The sequence below is a fragment of the Microbacterium sp. Leaf320 genome (assembly GCF_001423485.1).
Taxonomy (GTDB): Bacteria; Actinomycetota; Actinomycetes; order Actinomycetales; family Microbacteriaceae; genus Microbacterium.
Genome location: NZ_LMOD01000001.1, coordinates 675,431 through 697,509, shown reverse-complemented (window position 1 = coordinate 697,509; position 22,079 = coordinate 675,431). Strand labels below are relative to the sequence as shown.

24 protein-coding genes are annotated in these 22,079 nt (G+C 67.1%); 5 read left to right on the top strand and 19 right to left on the bottom strand.

Translation table 11 applies throughout. The features are described 5' to 3' along the window. Positions 1 to 5 precede the first annotated feature (5 nt). The 11 genes from ASF63_RS03250 to ASF63_RS18740 form a co-directional block, all read right to left on the bottom strand. Entirely contained in the window at positions 6 to 941 is a 936-nt protein-coding gene (locus ASF63_RS03250) for a regulatory protein RecX (protein WP_056509490.1), read from the bottom strand. A gap of 39 nt (positions 942 to 980) precedes the next feature. Further along, positions 981 to 2,024: a recombinase RecA gene (gene recA, locus ASF63_RS03245; RefSeq protein ID WP_056509487.1), complete on the bottom strand. Its 1,044-nt coding sequence runs from the start codon at positions 2,022 to 2,024 to the stop codon at positions 981 to 983. Positions 2,025 to 2,291: 267 nt separating this feature from the next. After that, entirely contained in the window at positions 2,292 to 2,516 is a 225-nt protein-coding gene (locus ASF63_RS03240) for a DUF3046 domain-containing protein (protein ID WP_056308099.1), read from the bottom strand. A 22-nt stretch (positions 2,517 to 2,538) separates the two neighbouring features. Then, positions 2,539 to 2,847, bottom strand: coding sequence for a helix-turn-helix domain-containing protein (locus ASF63_RS03235; protein WP_056509484.1), 309 nt, complete (start codon positions 2,845 to 2,847; stop codon positions 2,539 to 2,541). Between the two features lie 141 nt (positions 2,848 to 2,988). Further along, a complete protein-coding gene (locus ASF63_RS03230; RefSeq protein ID WP_056509480.1) occupies positions 2,989 to 3,471 on the bottom strand; it encodes a CinA family protein in 483 nt (160 codons plus the stop codon). Continuing rightward, complete coding sequence (gene pgsA / locus ASF63_RS03225) at positions 3,468 to 4,043, bottom strand: CDP-diacylglycerol--glycerol-3-phosphate 3-phosphatidyltransferase (RefSeq protein WP_056509477.1); 576 nt, start codon at positions 4,041 to 4,043, stop codon at positions 3,468 to 3,470. Before pgsA ends, ASF63_RS03230 begins: the two co-directional genes overlap by 4 nt. Next, on the bottom strand, positions 4,043 to 6,784 hold the full coding sequence (locus ASF63_RS03220; RefSeq protein ID WP_056509473.1) for an FtsK/SpoIIIE family DNA translocase: 2,742 nt from the start codon (positions 6,782 to 6,784) through the stop codon (positions 4,043 to 4,045). The genes pgsA and ASF63_RS03220 overlap by 1 nt, the downstream gene beginning before the upstream one ends. An 81-nt stretch (positions 6,785 to 6,865) precedes the next feature. After that, a complete protein-coding gene (locus ASF63_RS03215) occupies positions 6,866 to 7,360 on the bottom strand; it encodes a GNAT family N-acetyltransferase (protein WP_056509471.1) in 495 nt (164 codons plus the stop codon). A 67-nt stretch (positions 7,361 to 7,427) separates the two neighbouring features. Next, positions 7,428 to 9,104, bottom strand: a complete 1,677-nt coding sequence (locus tag ASF63_RS03210; RefSeq protein WP_056308111.1) for a ribonuclease J — start codon at positions 9,102 to 9,104, stop codon at positions 7,428 to 7,430. A gap of 68 nt (positions 9,105 to 9,172) precedes the next feature. Next, positions 9,173 to 10,150, bottom strand: coding sequence for a 4-hydroxy-tetrahydrodipicolinate synthase (gene dapA, locus ASF63_RS03205; RefSeq protein WP_056308113.1), 978 nt, complete (start codon positions 10,148 to 10,150; stop codon positions 9,173 to 9,175). Positions 10,151 to 10,178: 28 nt separating this feature from the next. After that, a complete protein-coding gene (locus ASF63_RS18740; protein WP_162238869.1) occupies positions 10,179 to 10,619 on the bottom strand; it encodes an EF-Tu/IF-2/RF-3 family GTPase in 441 nt (146 codons plus the stop codon). Positions 10,620 to 10,655: 36 nt separating this feature from the next. Here ASF63_RS18740 and ASF63_RS03195 point away from each other — a divergent pair, with 36 nt between their 5' ends. Next, a complete protein-coding gene (locus ASF63_RS03195; RefSeq protein WP_056509468.1) occupies positions 10,656 to 11,195 on the top strand; it encodes an NUDIX domain-containing protein in 540 nt (179 codons plus the stop codon). A gap of 59 nt (positions 11,196 to 11,254) precedes the next feature. On the opposite strand, the gene ASF63_RS03190 is transcribed toward ASF63_RS03195, so the two are convergent. From ASF63_RS03190 to ASF63_RS03180, 3 genes are read right to left on the bottom strand one after another with little or no spacing between them, the layout of a single operon-like run. Next, a complete protein-coding gene (locus ASF63_RS03190) occupies positions 11,255 to 12,016 on the bottom strand; it encodes an SDR family NAD(P)-dependent oxidoreductase (RefSeq protein WP_056509464.1) in 762 nt (253 codons plus the stop codon). Next, a complete protein-coding gene (locus ASF63_RS03185; protein WP_056509461.1) occupies positions 12,016 to 12,492 on the bottom strand; it encodes a dihydrofolate reductase in 477 nt (158 codons plus the stop codon). The genes ASF63_RS03190 and ASF63_RS03185 overlap by 1 nt, the downstream gene beginning before the upstream one ends. Continuing rightward, positions 12,489 to 13,298, bottom strand: coding sequence for a thymidylate synthase (locus ASF63_RS03180; RefSeq protein ID WP_056509455.1), 810 nt, complete (start codon positions 13,296 to 13,298; stop codon positions 12,489 to 12,491). The genes ASF63_RS03185 and ASF63_RS03180 overlap by 4 nt, the downstream gene beginning before the upstream one ends. Before the next feature lie 96 nt (positions 13,299 to 13,394). On the opposite strand from ASF63_RS03180, the gene ASF63_RS03175 reads away from it, so the two are divergent. The 3 genes from ASF63_RS03175 (at position 13,395) to ASF63_RS03165 (ending at position 14,906) form a co-directional block, all read left to right on the top strand. Further along, positions 13,395 to 13,808 carry a thioredoxin family protein gene (locus ASF63_RS03175; protein WP_056509452.1) on the top strand — a complete coding sequence of 138 codons (414 nt, stop codon included), beginning with the start codon at positions 13,395 to 13,397 and terminating at the stop codon, positions 13,806 to 13,808. 22 nt (positions 13,809 to 13,830) lie between these two features. Next, positions 13,831 to 14,397 (top strand): DUF4395 domain-containing protein, encoded by a 567-nt coding sequence (locus ASF63_RS03170; protein ID WP_056509448.1) that lies wholly within the window; start codon positions 13,831 to 13,833, stop codon positions 14,395 to 14,397. Positions 14,398 to 14,480: 83 nt separating this feature from the next. After that, positions 14,481 to 14,906: an OsmC family peroxiredoxin gene (locus tag ASF63_RS03165; protein WP_056509444.1), complete on the top strand. Its 426-nt coding sequence runs from the start codon at positions 14,481 to 14,483 to the stop codon at positions 14,904 to 14,906. Between the two features lie 6 nt (positions 14,907 to 14,912). On the opposite strand, the gene ASF63_RS03160 is transcribed toward ASF63_RS03165, so the two are convergent. From ASF63_RS03160 to ASF63_RS03140, 5 genes are all read right to left on the bottom strand, one after another. Beyond that, a complete protein-coding gene (locus ASF63_RS03160; protein ID WP_056509441.1) occupies positions 14,913 to 15,347 on the bottom strand; it encodes a hypothetical protein in 435 nt (144 codons plus the stop codon). After that, complete coding sequence (gene dapB / locus ASF63_RS03155; protein ID WP_056509438.1) at positions 15,347 to 16,087, bottom strand: 4-hydroxy-tetrahydrodipicolinate reductase; 741 nt, start codon at positions 16,085 to 16,087, stop codon at positions 15,347 to 15,349. The genes ASF63_RS03160 and dapB overlap by 1 nt, the downstream gene beginning before the upstream one ends. A 59-nt stretch (positions 16,088 to 16,146) precedes the next feature. Continuing rightward, complete coding sequence (locus ASF63_RS03150; RefSeq protein ID WP_056509436.1) at positions 16,147 to 16,749, bottom strand: histidine phosphatase family protein; 603 nt, start codon at positions 16,747 to 16,749, stop codon at positions 16,147 to 16,149. Positions 16,750 to 16,829: 80 nt separating this feature from the next. Further along, positions 16,830 to 17,858, bottom strand: coding sequence for an aldo/keto reductase (locus tag ASF63_RS03145; RefSeq protein WP_056509433.1), 1,029 nt, complete (start codon positions 17,856 to 17,858; stop codon positions 16,830 to 16,832). A gap of 217 nt (positions 17,859 to 18,075) precedes the next feature. Further along, complete coding sequence (locus ASF63_RS03140; RefSeq protein WP_056509429.1) at positions 18,076 to 20,352, bottom strand: polyribonucleotide nucleotidyltransferase; 2,277 nt, start codon at positions 20,350 to 20,352, stop codon at positions 18,076 to 18,078. A 363-nt stretch (positions 20,353 to 20,715) separates the two neighbouring features. Between ASF63_RS03140 and ASF63_RS03135 the strand changes: the two genes are divergently transcribed. Continuing rightward, the gene (locus ASF63_RS03135) at positions 20,716 to 22,026 is read left to right on the top strand and encodes a UDP-glucose dehydrogenase family protein (protein ID WP_056509426.1); all 1,311 of its coding nucleotides are present in this window, start codon (positions 20,716 to 20,718) and stop codon (positions 22,024 to 22,026) included. Positions 22,027 to 22,079 lie beyond the last annotated feature (53 nt).

Here is a 22,079-nt window from a genome sequence, read left to right as displayed (position 1 = left end):
GGCCCTCAGTCGGAGTCCACGAAACGCACACCGGACGTCGATCGTCCGAATGATGCCTCCGCGAGAGCGGTCTTCGCCGCGGTCATCGCGACCGAGCCGTTGTAACCACGGCGGGAGAGCTGACCGACGAGACGACGCAGCGCTGTGTCACCGTCGAGACGGGACAACCCCCGCGCCTTGGTGCGTGCGTACTCGAGCGCACGCTCCGCGTCATCGTCGGGGAGTTCATCGAGCGCCGCGTCGACCACGTCACGAGGGATCCCGCGCTGAGCCAGAGCCCTCGACAGCGCAACCCGGCCCTGGCCCTTTCGTTCGACGCCCGACGTGACGAGCTGCCCGGCGAGCAGAGCATCGTCGAGATACCCTCTTCGACAGAAATCGTCGAGAACGTCATCTACAGCGCCGGAATCGAGCCGGGCGCCGTCTTGCTCGTAACCCTTGAGGACCATCCGCGCCTCCGAGATCGAGAGTGACCGAGAGCGCAGCTTTCGCACCAGAAGCTCCTCTGCGGCTTCTCGCACGCGTATCGGATCTGCTCCCCCGACGTCGCCGTCGGGGTCGCTCTGCGGCTGCAATGCCCGCAAGCGCGGCGCAGATCGCGTCGCCGCTCCGCGCGCCGGATGCCGTTCGCTCGGATCGCGAGAATCGATCGCTGCGACTGGCGTCACAGTCGCCTTCGGATCGGCCTGACCCCACGTCGAGTTCCATGCAGGGACACCGTCTGCTCGATCAGGTCCGTCCTCACCCGGTCGCGCAGAGCTCATGACCTCGTCCCCACTGAAGCGATGCCGCTCCGACGGATCGCCGTCCGGCGATCCGGGAGCCGTGCGCTCACTCATCTCCGACGAACCGCTGACCGTCGGCGCTTCGCGGGAGGCGTTCCGACCGAACAACGGAATGACGGGGGCGAGCTGATCCTGCTCGCCCCCGTCGTCACTCATGGCCCACTCCGATCGCGGAACGACCTCGAACCGTCATGATCACGCCGGGCGACGCTCGGCGAGCTCATCAGCGGGAGCCTCGACGGCGCCGCCGATTCCGAGCTTCTGCTTGATCTGAGTCTCGATCGCCAGTGCGATGTCGGGGTTCTTGAGCAGGAACGTTCGCGCGTTCTCCTTGCCCTGACCGAGCTGATCGCCGTCGTAGGTGTACCAGGAGCCGGACTTCTTCACGATGCCGTGCTCGACGCCGAAGTCGATCAGGCTGCCCTCGCGCGAGATACCCACGCCGTACAGAATGTCGAACTCCGCCTGCTTGAACGGCGGAGCCATCTTGTTCTTGACGACCTTGACCCTGGTGCGGTTTCCGACTGCATCGGTGCCGTCCTTCAGCGTCTCGATGCGACGGATGTCCATGCGGACCGAGGCGTAGAACTTCAGCGCCTTTCCGCCGGCCGTGGTCTCCGGAGATCCGAAGAAGACGCCGATCTTCTCGCGCAGCTGGTTGATGAAGATCATCGTGGTGTTCGTCTGGTTGAGTCCACCCGTCAGCTTTCGCAGAGCCTGCGACATGAGTCGAGCCTGCAGACCCACGTGCGAGTCACCCATCTCGCCCTCGATCTCTGCGCGAGGCACGAGAGCCGCTACGGAGTCGATCACGATCAGGTCGATGGCACCGGAGCGCACGAGCATGTCGGCGATCTCGAGGGCCTGCTCACCCGTGTCGGGCTGCGAGACGAGGAGAGCATCGATGTCGACACCGAGCTTGGCAGCGTAGTCGGGGTCGAGCGCGTGCTCGGCATCGATGAAGGCGGCGATGCCACCGGCGCGCTGGGCATTGGCGATCGCGTGCAGCGTGAGAGTCGTCTTACCCGAGGATTCAGGCCCGTAGATCTCGACGATGCGGCCACGCGGGAGGCCACCGACGCCGAGAGCGACGTCGAGGGCGATGGAGCCGGTCGGGATGACCGCGACAGGGGCGCGCTCATCGCTGCCCAGTCGCATGACGGAACCCTTTCCGAACTGGCGATCGATCTGGGCGAGTGCGGTCTCGAGGGACTTCTCGCGGTCAGCGGGTGATGGCATGACGGGCTCCTTATGCTCGCGTGGTGCCGCCTGTAGGCTGTCGCGGTCCTCCCGGCTGGGCGGAACTCTCCGACAAGGCGTATGGCTCTTCGGCTTGTCTTCACCGTACGAGGCACCTCGGACATTGAGTCGTCAGCACCAGGAAACAGGGAGAACAAGATCTCTGAACCACTTGTGCAGAAGACTACGCCGGTTTCGAACACATCTTCGACAACACGCCGGTTCGGCGTGTCGGGAGTCCGAACGCGCGTCGAACGCGTCAGACCGTCACTTCTTGCGGGGCTCGAGTCGCCCGGCGCCATGACGGCGCTCGAGTGGCACATCCGTCTCGGCGCACAGCGCGAGCCAGATGTCACGCGGCGGCACACCGGCATCCAGAGCCTCGTCCGCCGTGCGGCCGGAGAGCTGCGTCAGGACGAGATCGCTGACGAGAGAGGACCCGCGTCCTCCGAATTCCGCGTCGACGGCGCGGAGGAATTCACTGCGTCGCATGAAGAGCGAGAACCCTCGACGTTCAGTGGAGCGAGAGCTCGGGCTCGATCGAGGCGACCAGGTCGTCGGGAACGACGTCAGGGAAAACCTGGATGCCCTCGAGAACGGAGATGCGGTCTCCGACCTCTCGCATGATGATCGAGATGGGAACATCGAGCGCATCGGCCACGGAGGCGAGAATCTCACTCGATGCCTCTTTCTGACCCCGCTCCACCTCACTGAGGTAGCCGAGCGCCACAGAGGCCTTGCTTGCAACCTGCCGGAGCGTACGCCCCTTCTGCAGGCGGAAGTCCCTCAGCACATCGCCGATTTCCTGTCGTACAAGAATCATCGGAACCTCCTCCCAGATCGTCTTCCCGAGGTCTCCCTCGAGGAGATCGCCAGTCTAGTCCTACCGACCTTCACAAAATCTACCTTCGCACGCTGTGCTTTCGGTGTGAGCACATGGATGACAACGGAACTCATCGCCCACCTATTCCCGCACGAGACGAACAAGCAGGGCGAGCGCGGCGTCGACGGCCTGCGCACGGATCTCTGCGCGATCGCCGGGGAACACGTGAGGCTCGGTGACTGATGCGGTCGGCGTCACGACGGCGATGTGCACGGTGCCGACCGGTTGACCGTCGGGCGACTCCGGTCCGGCGATCCCCGTGGTCGCGACGCCGACGTCGGCACGACGCCCGTCGACGCTCACCGCACTGCGAACCCCGTCGGCCATCTGCCGAGCGACCTCGGGGTGCACGGGACCGTGCGCTGCGAGAAGGTCAGCATCGACTCCGAGCAGACTGTGCTTCACCGGCGTCGCGTACGCGACCACCGCACCGACGAACGACGCGGATGCCCCGGCGACGGAGACGATTTCGGCAGCGACCGCGCCGCCGGTCAGGGACTCCGCCACCCCGAGGGTCCAGCCGCGGGCGACCAGGCCGTCGAGAGCGTCTGATGCAGCGGTCACGACTGCTGCCGAGAGCCTCGCACCTGCGCCACGATGTAATCGATCCCGCTCGCCACCGTGAGGATCAGCACGACGATCATCAGGAACGCCGTCACGATGATCCAAGGGCCGAGTCCGATGAGCACGTGCAACGGGAGAAGTGCCCAGGAGAGCGCGACTGCCTGCACCGCGGTCTTCACCTTGCCCATCCAGGCCGCCGCGACCACATGCTCCTTCGCGACGATGAGCCGATGGACGGTGATGCCGACCTCACGGATCAGGATCACGATGACCAGCCACCAATTGAGTTCGCCCAGCACCGCAAGACCGACGAAGCCCGCGCCGGTGAGCAGCTTGTCGGCGATCGGATCCCAGAGTTTGCCGAAGTCGCTGACGATGTCGTGCCTGCGAGCGAGGTAGCCGTCGACCCAATCGGTCGAGATCGCGACGATGAAGAGCACCGCCGCGATCCATCTCATCACCAGGTCGTCGACACCGTACGTTCCGCCGAGGAGGAGCAGGACGAAGAAGATGACCGCGAGCGGGATGCGCGCGACGGTGATCGCATTGGGAAGCTGCCGGGGAATCGCCATCAGTCGCGCCCCGTCAATCCCCAGGCGTCTTCGTCGCCGTCTCCGTCGGCCTCTACGACCGGCAGCCCCTGGAACTGGGCTTCGACCGGATCGTGCGGCGTTCCCGCGGCAGTGGCCGACTGAGTGGCCGCCGCCGCCGGCTTCGCCGGGACGTCATCGCCTCGCAGCTTCGCCATGACCTGAGGAAGCTGCTCGGCCGTGGCCAGCACATCGCGTGCCTTCGATCCCTCGGAGGGTCCGACGATCTCGCGCGACTCCAGCAGATCCATCAGTCGACCGGCCTTCGCGAAGCCGACACGCAGCTTGCGCTGCAGCATCGACGTCGAGCCGAACTGCGACGAGACGATCAGCTCGGCGGCCGCGAGAAGGAGCTCGAGGTCGTCTCCGATGTCCTCGTCGACCTCCTTCTTCTTGGCCGGTTCCATCGCCTCCTGGACGTCCGCACGGTAGTCGGGGCGCGCCTGACGGGTCACATGCTTGACGACCGCGTCGATCTCCTTCTCGTCGACCCAGGCCCCCTGCAGACGGAACGGCTTCGATGAGCCCATCGGCGAGAACAGAGCGTCACCCTGACCGATCAGCTTGTCGGCGCCGGGGCTGTCGAGGATCACGCGGCTGTCGGTGACGCTGGTCACCGCGAAGGCGAGACGCGAAGGCACGTTGGCCTTGATGAGACCGGTGACGACGTCGACGCTCGGTCGTTGAGTGGCGAGCACCAGATGGATGCCGGACGCACGAGCCAGCTGCGTGATGCGCACGATCGAGTCCTCGACGTCGCGCGGGGCGACCATCATCAGGTCGGCGAGCTCGTCGACGACCACGAGGAGGTACGGGTAGGGCTTGAGCACGCGCTCGCTCCCGACCGGCAGCTCGACCTCGCCGGCGCGCACTGCGCGGTTGAAGTCGTCGATGTGACGGAATCCGAACGACGCGAGGTCGTCGTACCGCATGTCCATCTCCTTCACGACCCATTGCAGCGCCTCGGCCGCCTTCTTCGGGTTCGTGATGATGGGCGTGATCAGGTGCGGGACGCCGGCGTAGCTCGTGAGCTCGACGCGCTTCGGGTCGATGAGGACCATCCGGACGTCGGTCGGGCGTGCCCGCATGAGCAGGCTCGTGATCATCGAGTTCACGAAGCTCGACTTGCCGGAGCCGGTGGAACCGGCGACGAGCAGGTGGGGCATCTTCGCGAGGTTCGCGATGACGATGTTGCCGCCGACGTCCTTGCCTACGCCGATCGTCATCGGATGGGTGCTCTTGTGGGCAGCCGGAGACCGCAGCACGTCACCGAGCGCGACCATCTCTTTGTCGGCGTTGGGGATCTCGATGCCGATGGCGCTCTTGCCGGGGATCGGCGAGAGGATGCGCACGTCGTTGGACGCGACGGCATAGGCGAAGTTGTTGCTCAGCTGGAGGATCTTCTCGACCTTGACGCCGTGTCCGACCTCGACCTCGTACTGCGTGACCGTCGGCCCCCGCGAGAAGCCGGTCACCTTCGCGTCGACCTTGAACTGCGTCAGCACGCTCGTGATCTGCTCGATCACCTTGTCCGTGGCCTCGGACCGGGCGACCGGAGGCGGTCCTTCGACCAGCAGCCCGGGCGACGGCAGGATGTATGGAGCCACCGGCGCCTGAGGCCCCCGCTCCCCCGGTCCGGCGGTTCCGAAGCCGTCGAGTCCAGGCAGCTCGGGAACCTCGCCGGTGTCCGACTCGTCGTCGAGGAGCGCGGTGGTCTGCTGTCCGGCCAGCGATTCCGTCACCGAACGGACGTCGGAGAGCACCTCGGTCGCGGCGTCGTACGGGTCTTCGACCACGACGGCCTGGTCGTAGGCGGGCGTCGGCTCGGACGTCGTGAGCAGAGCGGTGATGTCGTCGGAGCCGAGAGTCCCCTCGTCGGGGTCCTCTTCACGGCCCGTCTTGTTACGACGCCACCAGGGCAGGACATCCGGATCATCGACCTTGTCGGCCTCGTCGATCGCCGCAGCATCCTTCACAGGCTTCTCGGTGCGCTCGGCGTCGAACATCCACGCGTACAGGTCACCCAGCCGCTGGCCGATCCGATTCGGCGGCGTCTTGGTGAGAATCAGCACGCTGAGCCCTGCGAGGAGGGCGAGCACGATGTAGGCGCCCACGGGGGTGAGGTACGAGAGGGGCTCGCCGACCATCCACCCGAACAGGCCGCCGGCCTCGCTCAGAGCGGGCATGCCGTCCTTCGGCTGGGCGCGCACGAGCAGTCCTGCCGAATCGGCACGGCCGGCGGCGATGTGGCAGAAGCCCGCGAGCGTGAGCACGAAGAGGCCGAACCCGATTCCGATGCGGCCGTTGTCGTGCACCGACGACGGATGCCGGAACAGCCACCCCGCGAGCAGCAGAAGCAGCACGGGCATCACGAACGCGACCCGACCGACCAGCAGACCGACCGAGTAGGCACTGATGTTCGAGGCGACCTCGTTGCCGATGAAGAACCATTCGTTGACCGCACCGGCGATCGCGAGCAGCACGAGCAGGAACGGGAAGCCGTCGCGCCGATCGTCCTTCTCGAGGGTCTCGGGACCGAATGCGCGGAAGAGTCCGCCGACGCCGTGGGCGAGACCGCCCCACGCGCGCACGGCGACGGGAGGCTTGTCGAGTTCGTCGATGTATTTCTTCGGCGCAGCCTGAGCCTTCGGAGCGGCCTGCCTCTTGGGGCGAGGCGTGGCGCTCTCGGACGCGCGCGCTGACTTCGTGGTACTCCTGGCCATGCTCTCACGTTACGACCAGAGGCCGACATTCCCCGTAATGACGCGGCATTCCGGAGTCTTCGCCCGGGCCGAGGGCGGGGCTCAGGACATCCGATGAACCATCGTGTCGCGGACCTCTCCGATGTCCGTGACCACGAACCCCTCCGACCGATACAGCGTCCGCGCGAAGTTGTCGCGTTCGACGCTCAGGCTGAGGCGCTGATGCCCCTGCTCTCGTGCGTGCGTCACGAGCCGGCGGAGCAGCAGACGCCCGACACCGTGGGCGCGCCAGATGGGCTGCACGCCGATGATGAGCTCCGGCACCGCCGTTCCGACGAATCCGAACCCCGGGTCGTCCTGCGACAGCACCCGATACCAGGCGGCCCCGATCGGCCTGTCATCCGAGTCGACCGCGACGAAGCCCGCATCCGCGGGGCGCATCCACCCGGCGACGTATCGGCGATGCTCGGTCGCGGTGAGGATCTCGTGACGAGCCCGCGCTCCGCCCGAACGCCAGTTCGCGGCTTCCACGACCATGTCGCCGAGGAAGCTCCCGTCAGCCTGGGCGGCGGGCCTGATCGAGAAGGCGTCGGACATGTCCAGAGCCTACGGTGCGCGCGTTACAGCCGGGTGTCGTCCGACTGTGAACGCGCGACCGCCGTGCTCAGGCCTCGATGACGAGAGGGACGATCATCGGGCGACGGCGGAGCTTCTGGTTGACCCAGCGTCCGATCGTCCGGCGGATGACCTGCGACAGCGCATGGGTATCGCGGACTCCATTGCCGGAGGCCTCCTTGAGCGCCGCGATGATCTTCGGAGTCACGTCGTCGAACACCGAGTCGTCCTCCGCGATGCCACGTGCGTGGATCTCCGGGCCGGAGATGATCCGCCCGGTCTGGGCATCCACGACGACGATGACCGAGACGAACCCTTCTTCGGCGAGGATGCGGCGGTCCTTGAGATCGGCGTCGGTGATGGCACCGACGGTGGAGCCGTCGACGTAGACGAAGCCGAGATCGAGCTGGCCGACCACCCGGGCGTCGCCGTCCTTCAGGTCGATCACCGTGCCGTTCGATGCGATGATCGTGCGCTCTGCCTCCACGCCCGTGTCCTGGGCCAGCTTCGCGTTGGCGATCAGGTGGCGGTACTCGCCGTGGACGGGGAGGACGTTCTTCGGCTTGAGGATGTTGTAGCAGTAGATCAGCTCACCGGCGGCGGCGTGGCCCGACACATGGACCTTGGCGTTCGCCTTGTGCACGACGTTCGCGCCGAGCTTGGTCAGACCGTCGATCACGCGGTACACGGCGTTCTCGTTTCCGGGGATCAGGCTCGACGCCAGGATGACGGTGTCGCCCGGGCCCGGTTCGATCGCGTGATCGAGATTCGCCATGCGGCTGAGCACGGCCATCGGCTCGCCCTGCGAGCCCGTGGACATGTAGACGATCTTGTCGTCGGGAAGATCCCGCGCCTTCTTATAGTCGATCAGCAGTCCGCTCGGCACCTTGAGGTAGCCGAGGTCCTCGGCGATCGTCATGTTGCGCAGCATGCTCCGCCCGAGCAGCGCGACGCGGCGTCCGTGCGCGTGCGCCGCGTCGAGGACCTGCTGAACGCGATGGACGTGGCTGGAGAAGCTCGCGACGATGACACGGCGTGGAGCCTTGCCGATCACCTGGTCGAGCACCGGCCCGATCGAGCGCTCGGTCGGCGTGAAGCCCGGTACGTCCGCGTTCGTGGAGTCGACGAGGAACAGATCGACTCCCTCCTCGCCGAGGCGCGCGAAGGCTCGGAGGTCGGTGATACGACCGTCGAGCGGCAGCTGGTCCATCTTGAAGTCGCCGGTCGCGAGAACGAGCCCGGCGGGCGTGCGGATCGCGACGGCCAGGGCATCCGGGATCGAGTGGTTGACCGCCACGAACTCGAGATCGAAGGGGCCCACCTGCTCGCGCTGTCCTTCCTTCACGGTGAGGGTGAAGGCCTTGATGCGGTGCTCCTTGAGCTTCGCCTCGACGAGTGCGAGCGTGAGCCCCGACCCGATCACGGGAATGTCGCTCTTCAGACGAAGCAGGTACGGAACCGCGCCGATGTGGTCTTCGTGACCGTGCGTGAGCACGACGCCGACGATGTCGTCGAGACGTCCCTTGATCGGCTCGAAGTCGGGCAGGATCAGATCGACACCCGGCTGGTGCTCCTCCGGGAAGAGCACGCCGCAGTCGACGATCAGGATCTTGCCGTCGAACTCGAAGATCGTCATGTTGCGGCCGATCTCGCCGAGGCCGCCGAGCGGAGTGACCCGCAGCGTTCCTTCGTCGAGTGCTGCGGGTTCTGCGAGCGGGATGGACATGCTGTCTCCTCAGTCGGACACTCCACGCGTCCGTTCGTTCATTGTGACGCGGCTCACCGCGCCCGGTGTCAGCGGGTCGTGCCGTGCACCTTCGGCAGGGCACCGCCCGCGGCCGCGTTGCGGTCGGGGCGGAAGTTGGAGAAGTCGGCGCCAGGAACGTCCTTCACGAGATCGAGCTCGTCCTCGATGAGGGCGGCCTCCCACTCTTCGGGACCGACGAGGGGCAGACGGACCCGCGGGCTCGAGATGCGGCCGAGTCCGTGCAGGATGTACTTCGCCGCGACGGTGCCGGGCACATGCGTCATGACGGCCCGCACGAGCGGCTCGAGACGCTTGTGCTCCGCGGTCGCGGTCGTGAGGTCGCCGCGGTTCACGGCGTCGATGATCGTGCGGTACGGAGTCGCGGCGATGTTCGCGGTCACGCCGATCAGACCGGTCGCGCCGATGGCCAGGTGCGGCAGCACGTTCGCGTCGTCGCCCGAGAAGTACATCAGGTCCGTCTGGTTGAGCACGCGGCTCACCTCTGAGAAGTCGCCCTTGGCGTCCTTCACGGCGAGGATGTTCGGGTGCTTCGCGAGTCGCAGGATCGTCTCGTACTTGATGGGCACGCCCGTCCGCCCCGGGATGTCGTAGAGGATCACCGGGAGGTCGGTGGCGTCGGCCACCAGACGGAAGTGGGTCAGGATGCCTGCTTGCGTGGGCTTGTTGTAGTACGGCGTGACGATCATGATGCCGTCGGCGCCGGCCTTCTCACTGGCCTTGTACAGCTCGATCGCGTGCGCGGTCTCGTTGGATCCGCCGCCCGTGATGATCTTCGCGCGGCCGGCCGAGACCGACTTGCCGATCTCGACGAGCTTGAGCTTCTCGGGGTCCGTCAGGGTCGAGGTCTCGCCGGTCGTTCCCGTCACGACGATTCCGTCAGCACCGGCGGTGATGACATCATCGATGTGCTTCTCGACGGCGGGCCAATCGACTTCACCGTCGGCCGTCATCGGAGTGACGAGCGCGACGAGAACCTGTCCGAAAGGGTTGCCCGAGTGCGTCATGCCCCCAGCGTATCGGTTCACGTGCCGCTCACCCAGACGAGGCACGGTGGATGACATCTCCGCGCGCGACCGCGATCTTCTCACGGAGCACCAGACCGGCCAGCTCGCCGACCGTGATCTCGTTCACGTGCTTCCGGAACATCTCGATGCCCGTGATCCGCGTCTGCGCATGCGGCGCACCGTCGCGCAGTACCACGATGTCGTCGTCCACCCGCAGCACGCCCGACCTGAGCGCGCCCGTCGCGACGGTTCCCCGCCCCGTGATGGTGAAGACGTCCTCGACCAGGAACTCGGTCGACCCCGAAGCCACCGACAGCGGAGTCGACGCGCGAATGTGTGCCCTCTCCCCCGCCTCCCCCGCGACCCCGGTGGTCATCGCTGCGAGTCGCGCGGCTTCCGCTTCGTTGTAACGGCGCAGCACCTCGTTGGCGTCCTCTGCGTCGTGCTTCCTGCCGAACAGCCATCCCATGCCGTCGATCCTAGGGATCCGCATAGGCTCGACTCCATGGCATGGGTCACACGCGAGTCGTCGACGGTGTACGAGAACCGGTGGATCGAGGTACGGGAAGACCGGGTCACCGGCCCCGGGGGCGACGGAATCTACGGGGTCGTGACCATGCGGCATCCGGCGGTCTTCGTGGTCGCGCTCGATGACGAGGACCGCGTCTGCCTCGTCACGCTCGAGCGCTACACGACGGGAGTCTCGATCGAGGTGCCCGCCGGAGGAAGCGACGGCGAGGATCCGCTCGTGGCCGCGCAGCGCGAGCTGCTCGAGGAGACGGGCTTCGTCGCAGAGGACTGGACGTCACTCGGAACGATGAACGCCCTGAACGGGATCGCCCACGCGCCTGAGCACGTGTTCCTCGCTCGAGGTCTGAGTGCGGCGGACGACTCTACGCACACCCAGGCGGAGGAGGGCATCGACGCCGTCGCCTGGGTACCGTTCTCCGATGTGCTCGGCATGATCGCCGACGGCCGGATCGCCGATGGAGAGACCGTGGCGGCGATCGCCTACGCCGGCATCCGTCTGGGCAGATTCCGCTGACTCGCCGAGCGCTGATTCGCGCAGCACACGCTCGCAGCGAGATGCCGTCGGCGCCGAGGTCAGACGCGACCTCGTCGGGCGACGCCGGACGTCACTGAGCTCGGGAGCAGGCTCGCTATCGCGACGATCGCCTTGTAGCGCAGCGACGGGATCGAGACGGCCTTGCCTCGCGCTGCGTCTCGGAGCCCTTCACGGACGACATCACGAGCATCGAGCCACATGAAGGCCGGGACTCCCTCGTGCCCGGGCGAGAGACCCATCCGCTCGTGGAAGGTCGTGTGGGTGAAACCGGGACAGACGGCGGTCACGCTGACCCTGTCGGGGGCGTACTCGACGTTCGCCCAGCGGCTGAAGCCGATGAGCCAGCTCTTGCAGGCCGAATAGGTCGAGCGGGAGATGAATCCGGCGACCGAGGCGACGTTGATGATGCGGCCGCCGCGGCCCCGCATCGACCCGAGCGCCGCATGCATGAGGCGCATCGACGCCTCGACGTGGACGCGGAGATGCCGCACCTCGTCGTCGATGTCGTTGTCGGCGAACTGCAGCGGCAGGCCGAAGCCGGCGTTGTTGATCAGCAGATCGACCGGGTCGGAGACGTCACGCAGACGGTCGGCGACGCGGTCCACATCGGCACCCTCGGAGAGATCCGCGATGAGGACTTCGACCGCGATGCCGTATTCGCTGCGCAGTTCCGCCGCGACGCTCTCGAGAGCATCCGCCGACCGGGCGACCAGCACGAGGTCGGCGCGACGACGCGCGAGCTGACGCGCGAACTCGACGCCGAGCCCGGCGCTCGCTCCCGTGATGAGTGCGGTGGGCATCAGCGCTCGTATCCCAGGAAGCGGAAGCGGACTCCCGAGCGGGAGGTCTGCCACTCCCCCTCATCGACCAGACGCCACCCGGCCTTCGACGGGGCGTAGGCATCGCCCGCGACGTCGAGGTCGAGCTCGGTGACCTCGAGACGGTCGGCGTCGGCGATCACGAGTCGGAAGATCTCGGCTCCGCCGATGATCCAGACCTTCTCATGGCCCCGCACGGCATCGGTCACCGTTGCGGCTCGTCTGACACCGTCTTCCGCCCAATCCTGCTGGCGCGTGATGACGATGTTCTCGCGGCCGGGGAGCGGGCGGAACCGCTCAGGCAAGGAGTCCCAGGTCTTGCGCCCCATGATCACCGGCGCGCCGAGCGTCTTCTCCTTGAAGTGCGCGAGATCTTCAGGGACGCTCCACGGCATACCGCCTTCGGCGCCGATGACCCCGCCCTGCGCTTCGGCCCAGATCAGGCCGACCCAGGTCACACCGCCACCGCCGCCCGGATCGGGGCGTGGTGCTGGTAGTCCTCGACGATGAAGTCGTCGAAGGCGTAGTCGAAGACCGACTCCGGCTTCCTCGCGAAGCGCAGCGACGGGTAGGGGTACGCATCGCGACTGAGCTGCTCGCGCACCTGGTCGAGGTGGTTGTCATAGATGTGGCAGTCGCCACCCGTCCAGACGAAGTCCCCCGGCTCGAGCCCGACCTGCTGCGCCACCATCAGCGTCAGGAGGGCATAGGACGCGATATTGAACGGGACGCCGAGGAACAGATCTGCGCTGCGCTGGTAGAGCTGGCACGAGAGCTTGCCGTCAGCCACGTAGAACTGGAAGAGCGCATGACACGGGGCGAGTGCCATGTCGGGGATGTCCGCGGGGTTCCACGCCGAGACGATCAGGCGTCGGGAGTCGGGAGCCTTGCGGATCTGATCGATCACGTCGCTCAGCTGGTCGATGCTCTCTCCGTCTGGCGTCGGCCAGGACCGCCACTGCACGCCGTAGACGGGTCCGAGATCGCCCGAGGCATCGGCCCACTCGTCCCAGATCGTGACGCCGTTGTCCTGGAGCCATTTGACGTTGGAGTCGCCCCTGAGGAACCAGAGCAGCTCGTAGGCGATGGACTTGAAGTGCACGCGCTTGGTCGTGATCAGCGGGAAGCCCTGCGAGAGATCGAAGCGGATCTGCCTGCCGAAGACGCTGGTGGTCCCCGTGCCGGTGCGATCCGATTTGTGCGTGCCGGACTCCAGAACGTCGCGGAGCAGGTCTTCATACGGCGTCGGGACGGCTGCGCTCATGTCTGCCAGACTACCCGCCCACGAGGATCGAGAGTCCGTTCGTCACGATGCGACACATCGGCCCAAGCGTGTTGGAGCGGCCCGTATCCTCTATCCATGTCTCCCGGAATCGCCCTCGCCGTGATCGGGGCGCTCCTCGTGATCGCCGCCGTCGTCGGGATCGTGCTTCGACTTCTCGACGGACGGCGTCGAGGAGGAGGGCACCTCCGTTTCGATCCCGCCGATGCGGACGCCGATCGGCTCGGCTCGCGCGCCACGCTCGTGCAGTTCAGCACCGAGATGTGCGCGCGCTGCCCCCAGGTGCGCAGGATGCTGTCGAGCTACGTCGCAGACGCCGACGGCCTGCATCACCTCGAGGTCGACCTCACGCATCGACCCGACCTGTCGGCGCGGTACAAGGTCCTGCAGACCCCGACGACGTTCATCGTGGACGGCTCCGGTGCCGTCCGCGCACGATTCCATGGCGTGCCGCATCGCCACTCACTCACCGAGGCACTGTCCGCCGTCTGAGGCGGGAACGACTGGAGCAGAGATGACCACTCCCGCTGGTATCGACCCCCGTGGGCCGCGTTTCGCCGCGACGATCACGACGGTGCTGCTGCTCGCCGCGACGTTCCTCGGTCTCATCGGCATCTCGACGGCGCGGTCCTTCGGATGGTTCGCCTACCAACCGCTCGCGGCGGCGGGCGCTGCCTCCGACACGTGGGCGATCGTCGCAGCATCGCCGGCCCAGCGCGCACTCGATCCGGGCTTCCTGCTCACGGTCGTGATCGCCCTGCTCTTCTTCTGGAGCGTGATCTCCCCCGCGACGGCTCCGTGGGGCGTCGTGTTCCGGCGGTTCGTCCGGCCACGACTCGCCCCGCCCACCGAGCTGGAGGATCCTCGCCCCCCGCGCTTCGCGCAGGGCGTGGGCCTCTTCGTCGTCACGATCGGACTCGCACTGCACCTGATCGGTGTGCCGTGGGCGCTGCCGATCGCGACGGCCGCCGCATTCATCGCCGCCTTCCTCAACGCCGCGTTCTCGTTCTGCCTCGGCTGCCAGATCTACCTGCTTCTGCAGCGTGCCGGCCTTCTCGGACGGACGCCCTCCGCGGCCTGAGCGCTGTTCCGCCCGACGCGCCCGGTCGATAGGCTGGCTCCACACGCGAGCGCACATCCCGCGGCGCGAGAACCGGAGGAATCATGCCCGTCACCAGTGAAGCCACCACCACCTGGACCGGATCCCTCGCGGAGGGCTCGGGCACTGTCGCATTCTCCTCGTCGAAGCTCGGCACCTTCCCGATCAACTGGAAGGCCCGCAGCGAGGGCAGCGACACCACCACCACCCCGGAGGAGCTGATCGCCGCGGCTCACGCCTCGTGCTTCAGCATGGCCCTCTCGCACGCTCTCTCCGAGAACGGCACCCCGCCGGAGCGCGTCAACACCAGCGCGTCGGTCACCTTCAAACCGGGCGTCGGAATCACCGGAAGCCACCTCAACGTCAACGCGGTCGTTCCCGGCCTCACACCCGAGGCGTTCCAGACGATCGCGGCCGAGGCCAAGGTCGGCTGCCCCGTGTCTCAGGCTCTCGCCGGCATCGAGATCACTCTCGAGGCCACCCTCGCCTGAGTCGGATCAGCCCCGCGCGATGCGGATCGCCTCACGGATGCTGGCGCGGGCGTCCTTGCGACGCCCCGCCGCATCCTGCACGACACCCAAGCGGTAGCGTGCCCGCCAGTCCCCCGGCGCCGAATCCGCAGCCGCGGTGTACCGCTGGATCATCGGATCGGCGTCCGCGCGGGCGATCCTCCCGCTGGGCGTGAGCTCGGTCTCAGCCTCCGGCATGCCGCCCTCGGCATCCAGCTCGCGCCCCAGCCGATCGGCCGCGAACCCGAACTGCATCTCGCGCACGAGAGCCCACGCGCCGATCGGGGCGAGCACGATGAGCGCGATCCCCATCCCGATCGATACTGGCGTTCCGACCGCGAAGAACATCACGGCCAACCAGATCGCGACGGCCAGATAGACGAGAAGAGCCGCGCCCATCAGGCCTACGCCGATTCGCGACATCACGAACGGACGCCGATGTCGATCATGCTCTCGAGACCGACGAAGACGCCGGTGGCACTCGCTGCGAAAGGGACGGCGAGACGGATGCCCGGAGCGTAAGCGAGGGCGGGGTCCACGGTGTCGTGCGTGAACGTCAGCGACTCTCCGGGCCCGGAGAGGATGACCTCCTGCTTGGCGATGACGCCGGGGCGACGAAGGGAATGGATCGGCACGCTGCCGACCTGCTGGCCCCGGGCACGCTGGTCCGCATGCGGGGCACTGACCGGTCCCTGCTCGGTGCGTGCAGCCGCGATCAACTCAGCGGTGCGGACCGCCGTGCCGCTCGGTGAATCGACCTTGGCCTCGTGGTGCGCCTCGACGATCTCGGCGGATCCGAAGAACGGTGCCGCCGCAGCGGCGAGAGCGGAGCCGAGCACGGACCCCAGCGAGAAGTTCGGGATGAAGACGATGCCGGTGCCGGCATTCTCGACGAGCGGCCGCACGAGGGCGATGCGCTCCGATGACCAGCCGGAGGTGGCCACGAGGACATTGATCTGTCGTTCGACTGCTGCCCGCACCACATCGACGCTCACCTGAGGCGTGGTCGCATCGATCACCAGCGCCGCGCCATCCAGTTCGGCGAGGTCGCTTCTGGAGGTGAGCACGCGACTCACCTCGAAACCCTCGAGCTCATCGATCACCGCGTGGATGATAGAGCCGAGCTTTCCGGTGCCGCCGACGAGTGCTACCTGCGTGGTCATGCCTTCAGTCTATTTCGCAGGTGCTCGCCGACCTTCGCGGCGGGCCGCCTATTGCCCAATCAGACCGGCATGGTATCGGGGATGCCCGTTCTGAGCTCGACCGGGAGGTGCCCGGTGTCGTTGTGGGTGAGCAGGGTCCACGGACGCCCCTGCTTCTGCGCGATGACGGTCAGACCGCAGTGCGCCTGATTGAGGGTCATCCACCGCCACTCGGGAGCGCCGAGCACCTCGCGGACGAACCACGAGATCACGAAGTTGTGTGTGATGAGCACCTCGTGCACGTCACCCGGCTTGCGCACGAGGAACTCGTTGACGGCGTCGAACATCTGGGCGCGACCCGCATCGAGCTCCGCCTCGGTGATCGAGCCGAAGAACGGTTCGTAGGCTGCTGGGGTCTCATCGGTCATACCGGTGGGCACGCAGTCGAACAGCAGGGCGGTCGGCGCGGGGTCGACGGACGGGAGCCGGGCGGCGATCGCTCGCGCCGTCTCGTTCGCACGCAGCAGAGGCGAATGCCAGACCGCATCGAGAGGGAGCCCGGAGAGCCGGTCCGCGATCAGCTCTGCCTGACGCTGGCCCCGTGGCGACAGGGGTCCGTCAGCGAGACCGTGCTCGGCGTCCTGATGTTCACCATGTCGGACCAGATATATGTAATGCGTCACAAACTCGCTCGCTTCATCGACAGCGCTTGCCGGGATTCACTCCACCCTATGCCAGGTCTCTGACAGGGGCGTTACGACGCTCAGTTGCCGGCGCGAGTGAGTTCGGCGACCTGTGTGCGCGAGAGCGAGACGCCCGCACCCTGCATGAGTTCATCGACATGATCGGTCGCGAACGTGTTGACGATCGGCGCCGCGATGGTGCGCTGAGCGAGCAGCCAGGCGATCGAGACGGCGGCGACCGGCACCTCGAGCTCGGTGGCCACCTGGTCGAGAGCTCGGAGGATCTTGGTCCCCCGACGGTTGAGATGACCGCGGAGCTGCTCGCCGCGCACGCCTCTCGAGGTCAGTGCCTTGCTGCGATGCCGTCCGGAGAGGAACCCGTGCTCGAGGGCATGCGACGGAGTGACGGCAAGGCTCTGCGCACCCGCCACGAGTCTCAGATCGCCCTCGAACGGCTGCCGACGGATGAGGTTGTACGGAGAGTCGATCACCTCGATGCGCGGGTATCCGGCGGAGGCGAGGATGCGCGCCTCGACGAGTCGCTCGGGTGCGAATCCGAACGCACCGAGGGCGCCGATCTTGCCTGCATCGACCATCCACTCGACGGTCGCGAGCGTGTCTTCGAGGTTCGTCGTCTTGTCGAGGGTCGCGTCGAGGTAGAGCACATCGATGCGATCGACTCCCAGCCGCGTCAGCGACCCCTCGACCGCGCGCACGAGGTTGACGGAGCCGAGACCGGGGTTGTCGGCGTGCGCGCCGATGCGGACACTGAGCACGGCGCGTTCGCGCTGTCCGCGCGACTGCAGCCACTGGCCGATGATGTGCTCGCTGCGTCCGCCCGAGAAGCCATCTGCCGTGTGGATCGCGTTGCCGCCGAACTCCACGTAGCGGTCGAGGATCCCATGACTCGTCTCGAGATCGACGTTCCAGCCGAACTCCGCCGCGCCGAGCATGAGCGGGAAGGTGTCGAGGCCGGTCTCTCCGAGCGGGACGCGGATGCTCTCCCCTATTCCGGGTCCGACGATCGGGATGGGAGCGGACGGGTGCTCTGCCGCGCCCTGCTGCGCGCGTTCGGGCGACGTACCTGCGCCTACGCTGAACAACCGCATATCCTCACCCCCGCGTCAGTCGGTGCGTACCGACCTGCGTCACTGCCTGTAATTGCACCCCCCGGTGCGTACTTCGAGAGTAAGCGACATCCGCCAACTCCCCGACCAATCCGTGGAACGGCGCAAGAACTTCCCATAACGGTTTGGTCACATCGGATACGACGAAGCCCGGGCCATCCCTGAGGACAGACCCGGGCCTCGTATCGAAGCGCTCCGATTACTCGGCTGCGGCCTCTTCAGCAGGAGCTGCGTCCGCGGCGGGAGCGTCGTCGAGCACGGGCTCGAGCGAGAGCTTGCCGCGGTCGTCGATCTTCGTGATCTTCACGAGGATCTTCTGACCGACAGACAGCACGTCGTCGACGTTCTCGACACGCTTGCCACCGGCGAGCTTGCGCACCTCGGTGACGTGCAGCAGGCCGTCCTTGCCCGGGAGCAGCGAGACGAACGCACCGAACGTCGCGATCTTCACGACGGTTCCGAGGAACTGCTCGCCCACCTCGGGGTTGGTCGGGTTGGCGATCGCGTTGACCTGGGCACGTGCGGCCTCGGCCGAGGGGCCGTCGGTCGCGCCGATGTAGACGGTGCCGTCCTCCTCGATGGAGATCTGAGCGCCGGTCTCGTCCTGGATCGCGTTGATCGTCTTGCCCTTCGGGCCGATCAGCTCACCGATCTTGTCGACCGGGATCTGCACGCTGATGACGCGAGGCGCAGTCGGCGCCATCTCGTCAGGAGCGTCGATCGCGGCGTTCAGGACGTTGAGGATCGTCAGACGCGCGTCGCGGGCCTGGGTCAGCGCGCCTGCGAGCACCGACGACGGAATGCCGTCGAGCTTCGTGTCGAGCTGGATCGCCGTGACGAATTCGTTGGTACCGGCGACCTTGAAGTCCATGTCACCGAGCGCGTCCTCGGCGCCGAGGATGTCGGTGAGGGCGGCGTAGCGCGTCTCACCGTTGACCTCGTCGGAGACGAGACCCATCGCGATACCGGCGACGGCTGCGCGCAGCGGCACACCCGCGTTCAGGAGCGACAGGGTCGACGCGCAGACGGAGCCCATCGACGTCGAGCCGTTGGAGCTCAGCGCCTCGGAGACCTGGCGGATCGCGTACGGGAACTCCTCGCGGCTCGGCAGCACCGGCACGAGTGCGCGCTCGGCGAGGAAGCCGTGCCCGATCTCGCGACGCTTCGGCGAACCGACTCGGCCGGTCTCACCGGTCGAGTAAGGCGGGAAGTTGTAGTGGTGCATGTAGCGCTTGCTCGTCGTGGGCGACAGCGAGTCGATCTGCTGCTCCATCTTGAGCATGTTCAGCGTCGTGATGCCCATGATCTGGGTCTCGCCGCGCTGGAAGATCGCCGAGCCGTGGACGCGCGGGATGACCTGCACCTCTGCATCCAGGGGACGGATGTCCGCGAGACCACGGCCGTCCATGCGCACGCTCTCCGTGAGGATGCGGCCGCGGACGATCTTCTTCGTGACGGACTTGTACGCCGCGGAGAACTCGAGCGGGGCTCCAGCCGGCAGGTTGCCGGCCTCGACTGCTTCGATGAGCTGCGCCTTGACGCGGTCCTTGACCTCGTCGTCCTTGCCCTGACGCTCCAGCTTGTCGGCGATCTGGTAGACGTTCACCAGGTCGTCGTAGGAGCGCTCGGCCACGAAGTCGTAGACCTCGCTGGAGTACGGCGGGAAGACCGGGTAGACACCCGGCTCCTTCGCAGCGGTGGCTGCGAGCTCCGCCTGAGCCTTGACGAGCTGGGCGATGAAGGGCTTCGACGCCTCGAGCCCCTGGGCGACGACCGCCTCGTCAGGCTTCGTGGCGCCGGCCTTGATCAGGTTCCAGCTGCCCTCGGTCGCTTCAGCCTCGACCATCATGATCGCGACGTCTTCGGTGCCGTCAGCCTTGGTGACGACACGACCGGCGACGATCAGGTCGAACACGGCCTCGCTGACCTGCTCGGCGGTCGGGAACGCGACCCACTGGTCGGCGTGATCGCCGTGACCCGGGATGAACGCCAGGCGCACACCGGCGACGGGGCCCGAGAACGGAAGGCCCGAGATCTGCGTCGACGCGGAGGCCGCGTTGATCGCGAGAGCGTCGTAGAACTCGCCCGGAGCGATCGAGAGCACCGTGATGACGATCTGGACCTCGTTGCGCAGGCCGTCGACGAACGACGGACGCAGCGGACGGTCGATCAGACGGCAGACGAGGATCGCCTCGGTCGAGGGACGACCCTCACGACGGAAGAACGATCCGGGGATCTTGCCTGCTGCGTACGAACGCTCTTCGACGTCGACCGTCAGCGGGAAGAAATCGAAGCCCTCGCGCGGGTGCTTGCCTGCGCTCGTGGCCGAGAGGAGCATGGTCTCGCCGTCGAGGTAGGCGGCGACTGCGCCCTGTGCCTGCTGCGCGAGGCGGCCGGTCTCGAAGCGGATGGTGCGGGTGCCGAAGCGGCCGTTGTCGAGAACGGCCTCGGTGGCGGTGATTTCAGGACCTTCCAAGAGGTCTCTCCTTCTTTGTTTAGACTCGCGAATCCGTATGACGCGCGAGCGTATTCGTGAAGGAGCGGATGCAGCCGGATACGGGCGCGCGGGCAATCCCGCGAATCTCACCTGCGCTGGCCACCAGTAGAAAGCCACCCGACGACCCGCCGAGGAACCCACCACAGGGGACCAGCTCTCCGCCGATCGCTCCATGAGTCGATATGAAGTTGTGCAGCCGACAGACGTCGACCTCGTCCAGCCTACCAGCGGCACCCCGAAAACCCCCGCGACCGCGCCATCAGGTCGTTCGGACACGCGTCGTCCACGCGTCGTTCACCGATCGGATGCCGGCTCGTGAGGAGCATCCGCTGTCCTTGCACCATGCGCATGTCAGTGATCGGATGCGGGTACCTCGGTGCCGTGCACGCCGCAGCGATGGCCTCGATCGGACACGACGTCGTCGGTATCGACGTCGACGCGCAGAAGGTCGCGGCTCTCGCGAACGGCACCGCACCGTTCTTCGAACCGCAGCTCGGTGAGCTCCTGCAGGAGGGCCTCACCTCAGGGCGACTGAGATTCAGCACCGAGATGTCGGAAGCGAGCGGAGCGGCGATCCACTTCATCGCCGTCGGCACCCCGCAGATCGCGGGCGGGCATGCCGCAGATCTGCGGTTCGTCGACGCCGCAGTGGCCGCGCTGCTCCCCCACCTGCACCCAGGCGACGTTGTGGCCGGCAAGTCGACGGTGCCCGTGGGGACGGCCGAGCGCCTGAGCGCAGCGGTCGCGGGCACCGGCGCGACCCTCGTGTGGAACCCCGAGTTCCTCCGCGAGGGTTGGGCCGTGCACGACACGATCTCGCCCGACCGCCTCGTGCTGGGTGTGCCGTCCGGAAGCGACGGCGAGCGTGCCGCGGAAGCGCTGCGCGAGGCCTACCGCCCCGCTGTGGATGCCGGCACGCCGTTCCTCGTGACGGATCTGGCGACGGCCGAGCTCGTGAAGGGAGCGGCCAACGCCTTCCTCGCCACCAAGATCTCCTTCATCAACGCGATGGCCGAGATCGCCGAGGCGTCGGGCGCCGACGTCGCGCTCCTCGCGGACGCCCTCGGGCACGACACCCGCATCGGACGACGGTATCTGGGCTCGGGCATCGGGTTCGGCGGCGGCTGTCTCCCGAAGGACATCCGCGCCTTCGCAGCCCGCGCCGAGGAGCTCGGGCGCGGAGAGGCCGTGGGGTTCCTCCGTGAGGTCGACTCGATCAACATCCGGCGACGCGACAGAGCCGTGCAGCTCGTCGTCGACGCACTGGGGGGTCTGGTATTCGGACGCCGCATCGCGGTGCTCGGTGCCGCGTTCAAGCCGTTCAGCGACGACATCCGCGACTCCCCCGCCCTCGACGTCGCCGTGCGGTTGCGCGGTTTGGGAGCGGACGTGGTCGTCACCGACCCGGCCGCCCTCGAGAACGCCGCGGCGGCGCACCCCCAGCTCGGCTACGCGACCGAACGCGACGACGCCCTCCGCGACGCGGACGCCGTGGTGATCGTCACGGAGTGGGACCTCTACCGTCGCGAGATGACACCAGAGCACGCCGGGTCACTCGTCGCAGGTCGGGTCATCATCGACGGTCGGAACTGCCTCGATTCCGCCGCCTGGCGAGCTGCGGGCTGGACGTACCACGGCATGGGACGCCGCTGATCGAGCCGCATCGCACGGTCGGGAGAGCCGCCCGGCCCGGGTGAACCGCGCAG

Coding starts and splice junctions, on each gene's coding strand:
- ASF63_RS03240 (WP_056308099.1), bottom strand. CDS start 2,516: ATGCGACGCAGTGAATTCCTCCGCGCCGTCGACGCGGAATTCGGAGGA.
- ASF63_RS03180 (WP_056509455.1), bottom strand. CDS start 13,298: ATGAGCGCAGCCGTCCCGACGCCGTATGAAGACCTGCTCCGCGACGTT.
- ASF63_RS03135 (WP_056509426.1), top strand. CDS start 20,716: ATGCGCATGTCAGTGATCGGATGCGGGTACCTCGGTGCCGTGCACGCC.
- ASF63_RS03210 (WP_056308111.1), bottom strand. CDS start 9,104: ATGTCCATCCCGCTCGCAGAACCCGCAGCACTCGACGAAGGAACGCTG.
- ASF63_RS03160 (WP_056509441.1), bottom strand. CDS start 15,347: ATGTCGCGAATCGGCGTAGGCCTGATGGGCGCGGCTCTTCTCGTCTAT.
- ASF63_RS03145 (WP_056509433.1), bottom strand. CDS start 17,858: ATGCGGTTGTTCAGCGTAGGCGCAGGTACGTCGCCCGAACGCGCGCAG.
- ASF63_RS03250 (WP_056509490.1), bottom strand. CDS start 941: ATGAGTGACGACGGGGGCGAGCAGGATCAGCTCGCCCCCGTCATTCCG.
- ASF63_RS03235 (WP_056509484.1), bottom strand. CDS start 2,847: ATGATTCTTGTACGACAGGAAATCGGCGATGTGCTGAGGGACTTCCGC.
- ASF63_RS03190 (WP_056509464.1), bottom strand. CDS start 12,016: ATGCCCACCGCACTCATCACGGGAGCGAGCGCCGGGCTCGGCGTCGAG.
- dapB (WP_056509438.1), bottom strand. CDS start 16,087: ATGACCACGCAGGTAGCACTCGTCGGCGGCACCGGAAAGCTCGGCTCT.
- ASF63_RS03175 (WP_056509452.1), top strand. CDS start 13,395: ATGTCTCCCGGAATCGCCCTCGCCGTGATCGGGGCGCTCCTCGTGATC.
- ASF63_RS03170 (WP_056509448.1), top strand. CDS start 13,831: ATGACCACTCCCGCTGGTATCGACCCCCGTGGGCCGCGTTTCGCCGCG.
- pgsA (WP_056509477.1), bottom strand. CDS start 4,043: ATGGCGATTCCCCGGCAGCTTCCCAATGCGATCACCGTCGCGCGCATC.
- ASF63_RS03165 (WP_056509444.1), top strand. CDS start 14,481: ATGCCCGTCACCAGTGAAGCCACCACCACCTGGACCGGATCCCTCGCG.
- ASF63_RS03215 (WP_056509471.1), bottom strand. CDS start 7,360: ATGTCCGACGCCTTCTCGATCAGGCCCGCCGCCCAGGCTGACGGGAGC.
- recA (WP_056509487.1), bottom strand. CDS start 2,024: ATGCCATCACCCGCTGACCGCGAGAAGTCCCTCGAGACCGCACTCGCC.
- dapA (WP_056308113.1), bottom strand. CDS start 10,150: ATGACGCACTCGGGCAACCCTTTCGGACAGGTTCTCGTCGCGCTCGTC.
- ASF63_RS18740 (WP_162238869.1), bottom strand. CDS start 10,619: ATGGGATGGCTGTTCGGCAGGAAGCACGACGCAGAGGACGCCAACGAG.
- ASF63_RS03220 (WP_056509473.1), bottom strand. CDS start 6,784: ATGGCCAGGAGTACCACGAAGTCAGCGCGCGCGTCCGAGAGCGCCACG.
- ASF63_RS03195 (WP_056509468.1), top strand. CDS start 10,656: ATGGCATGGGTCACACGCGAGTCGTCGACGGTGTACGAGAACCGGTGG.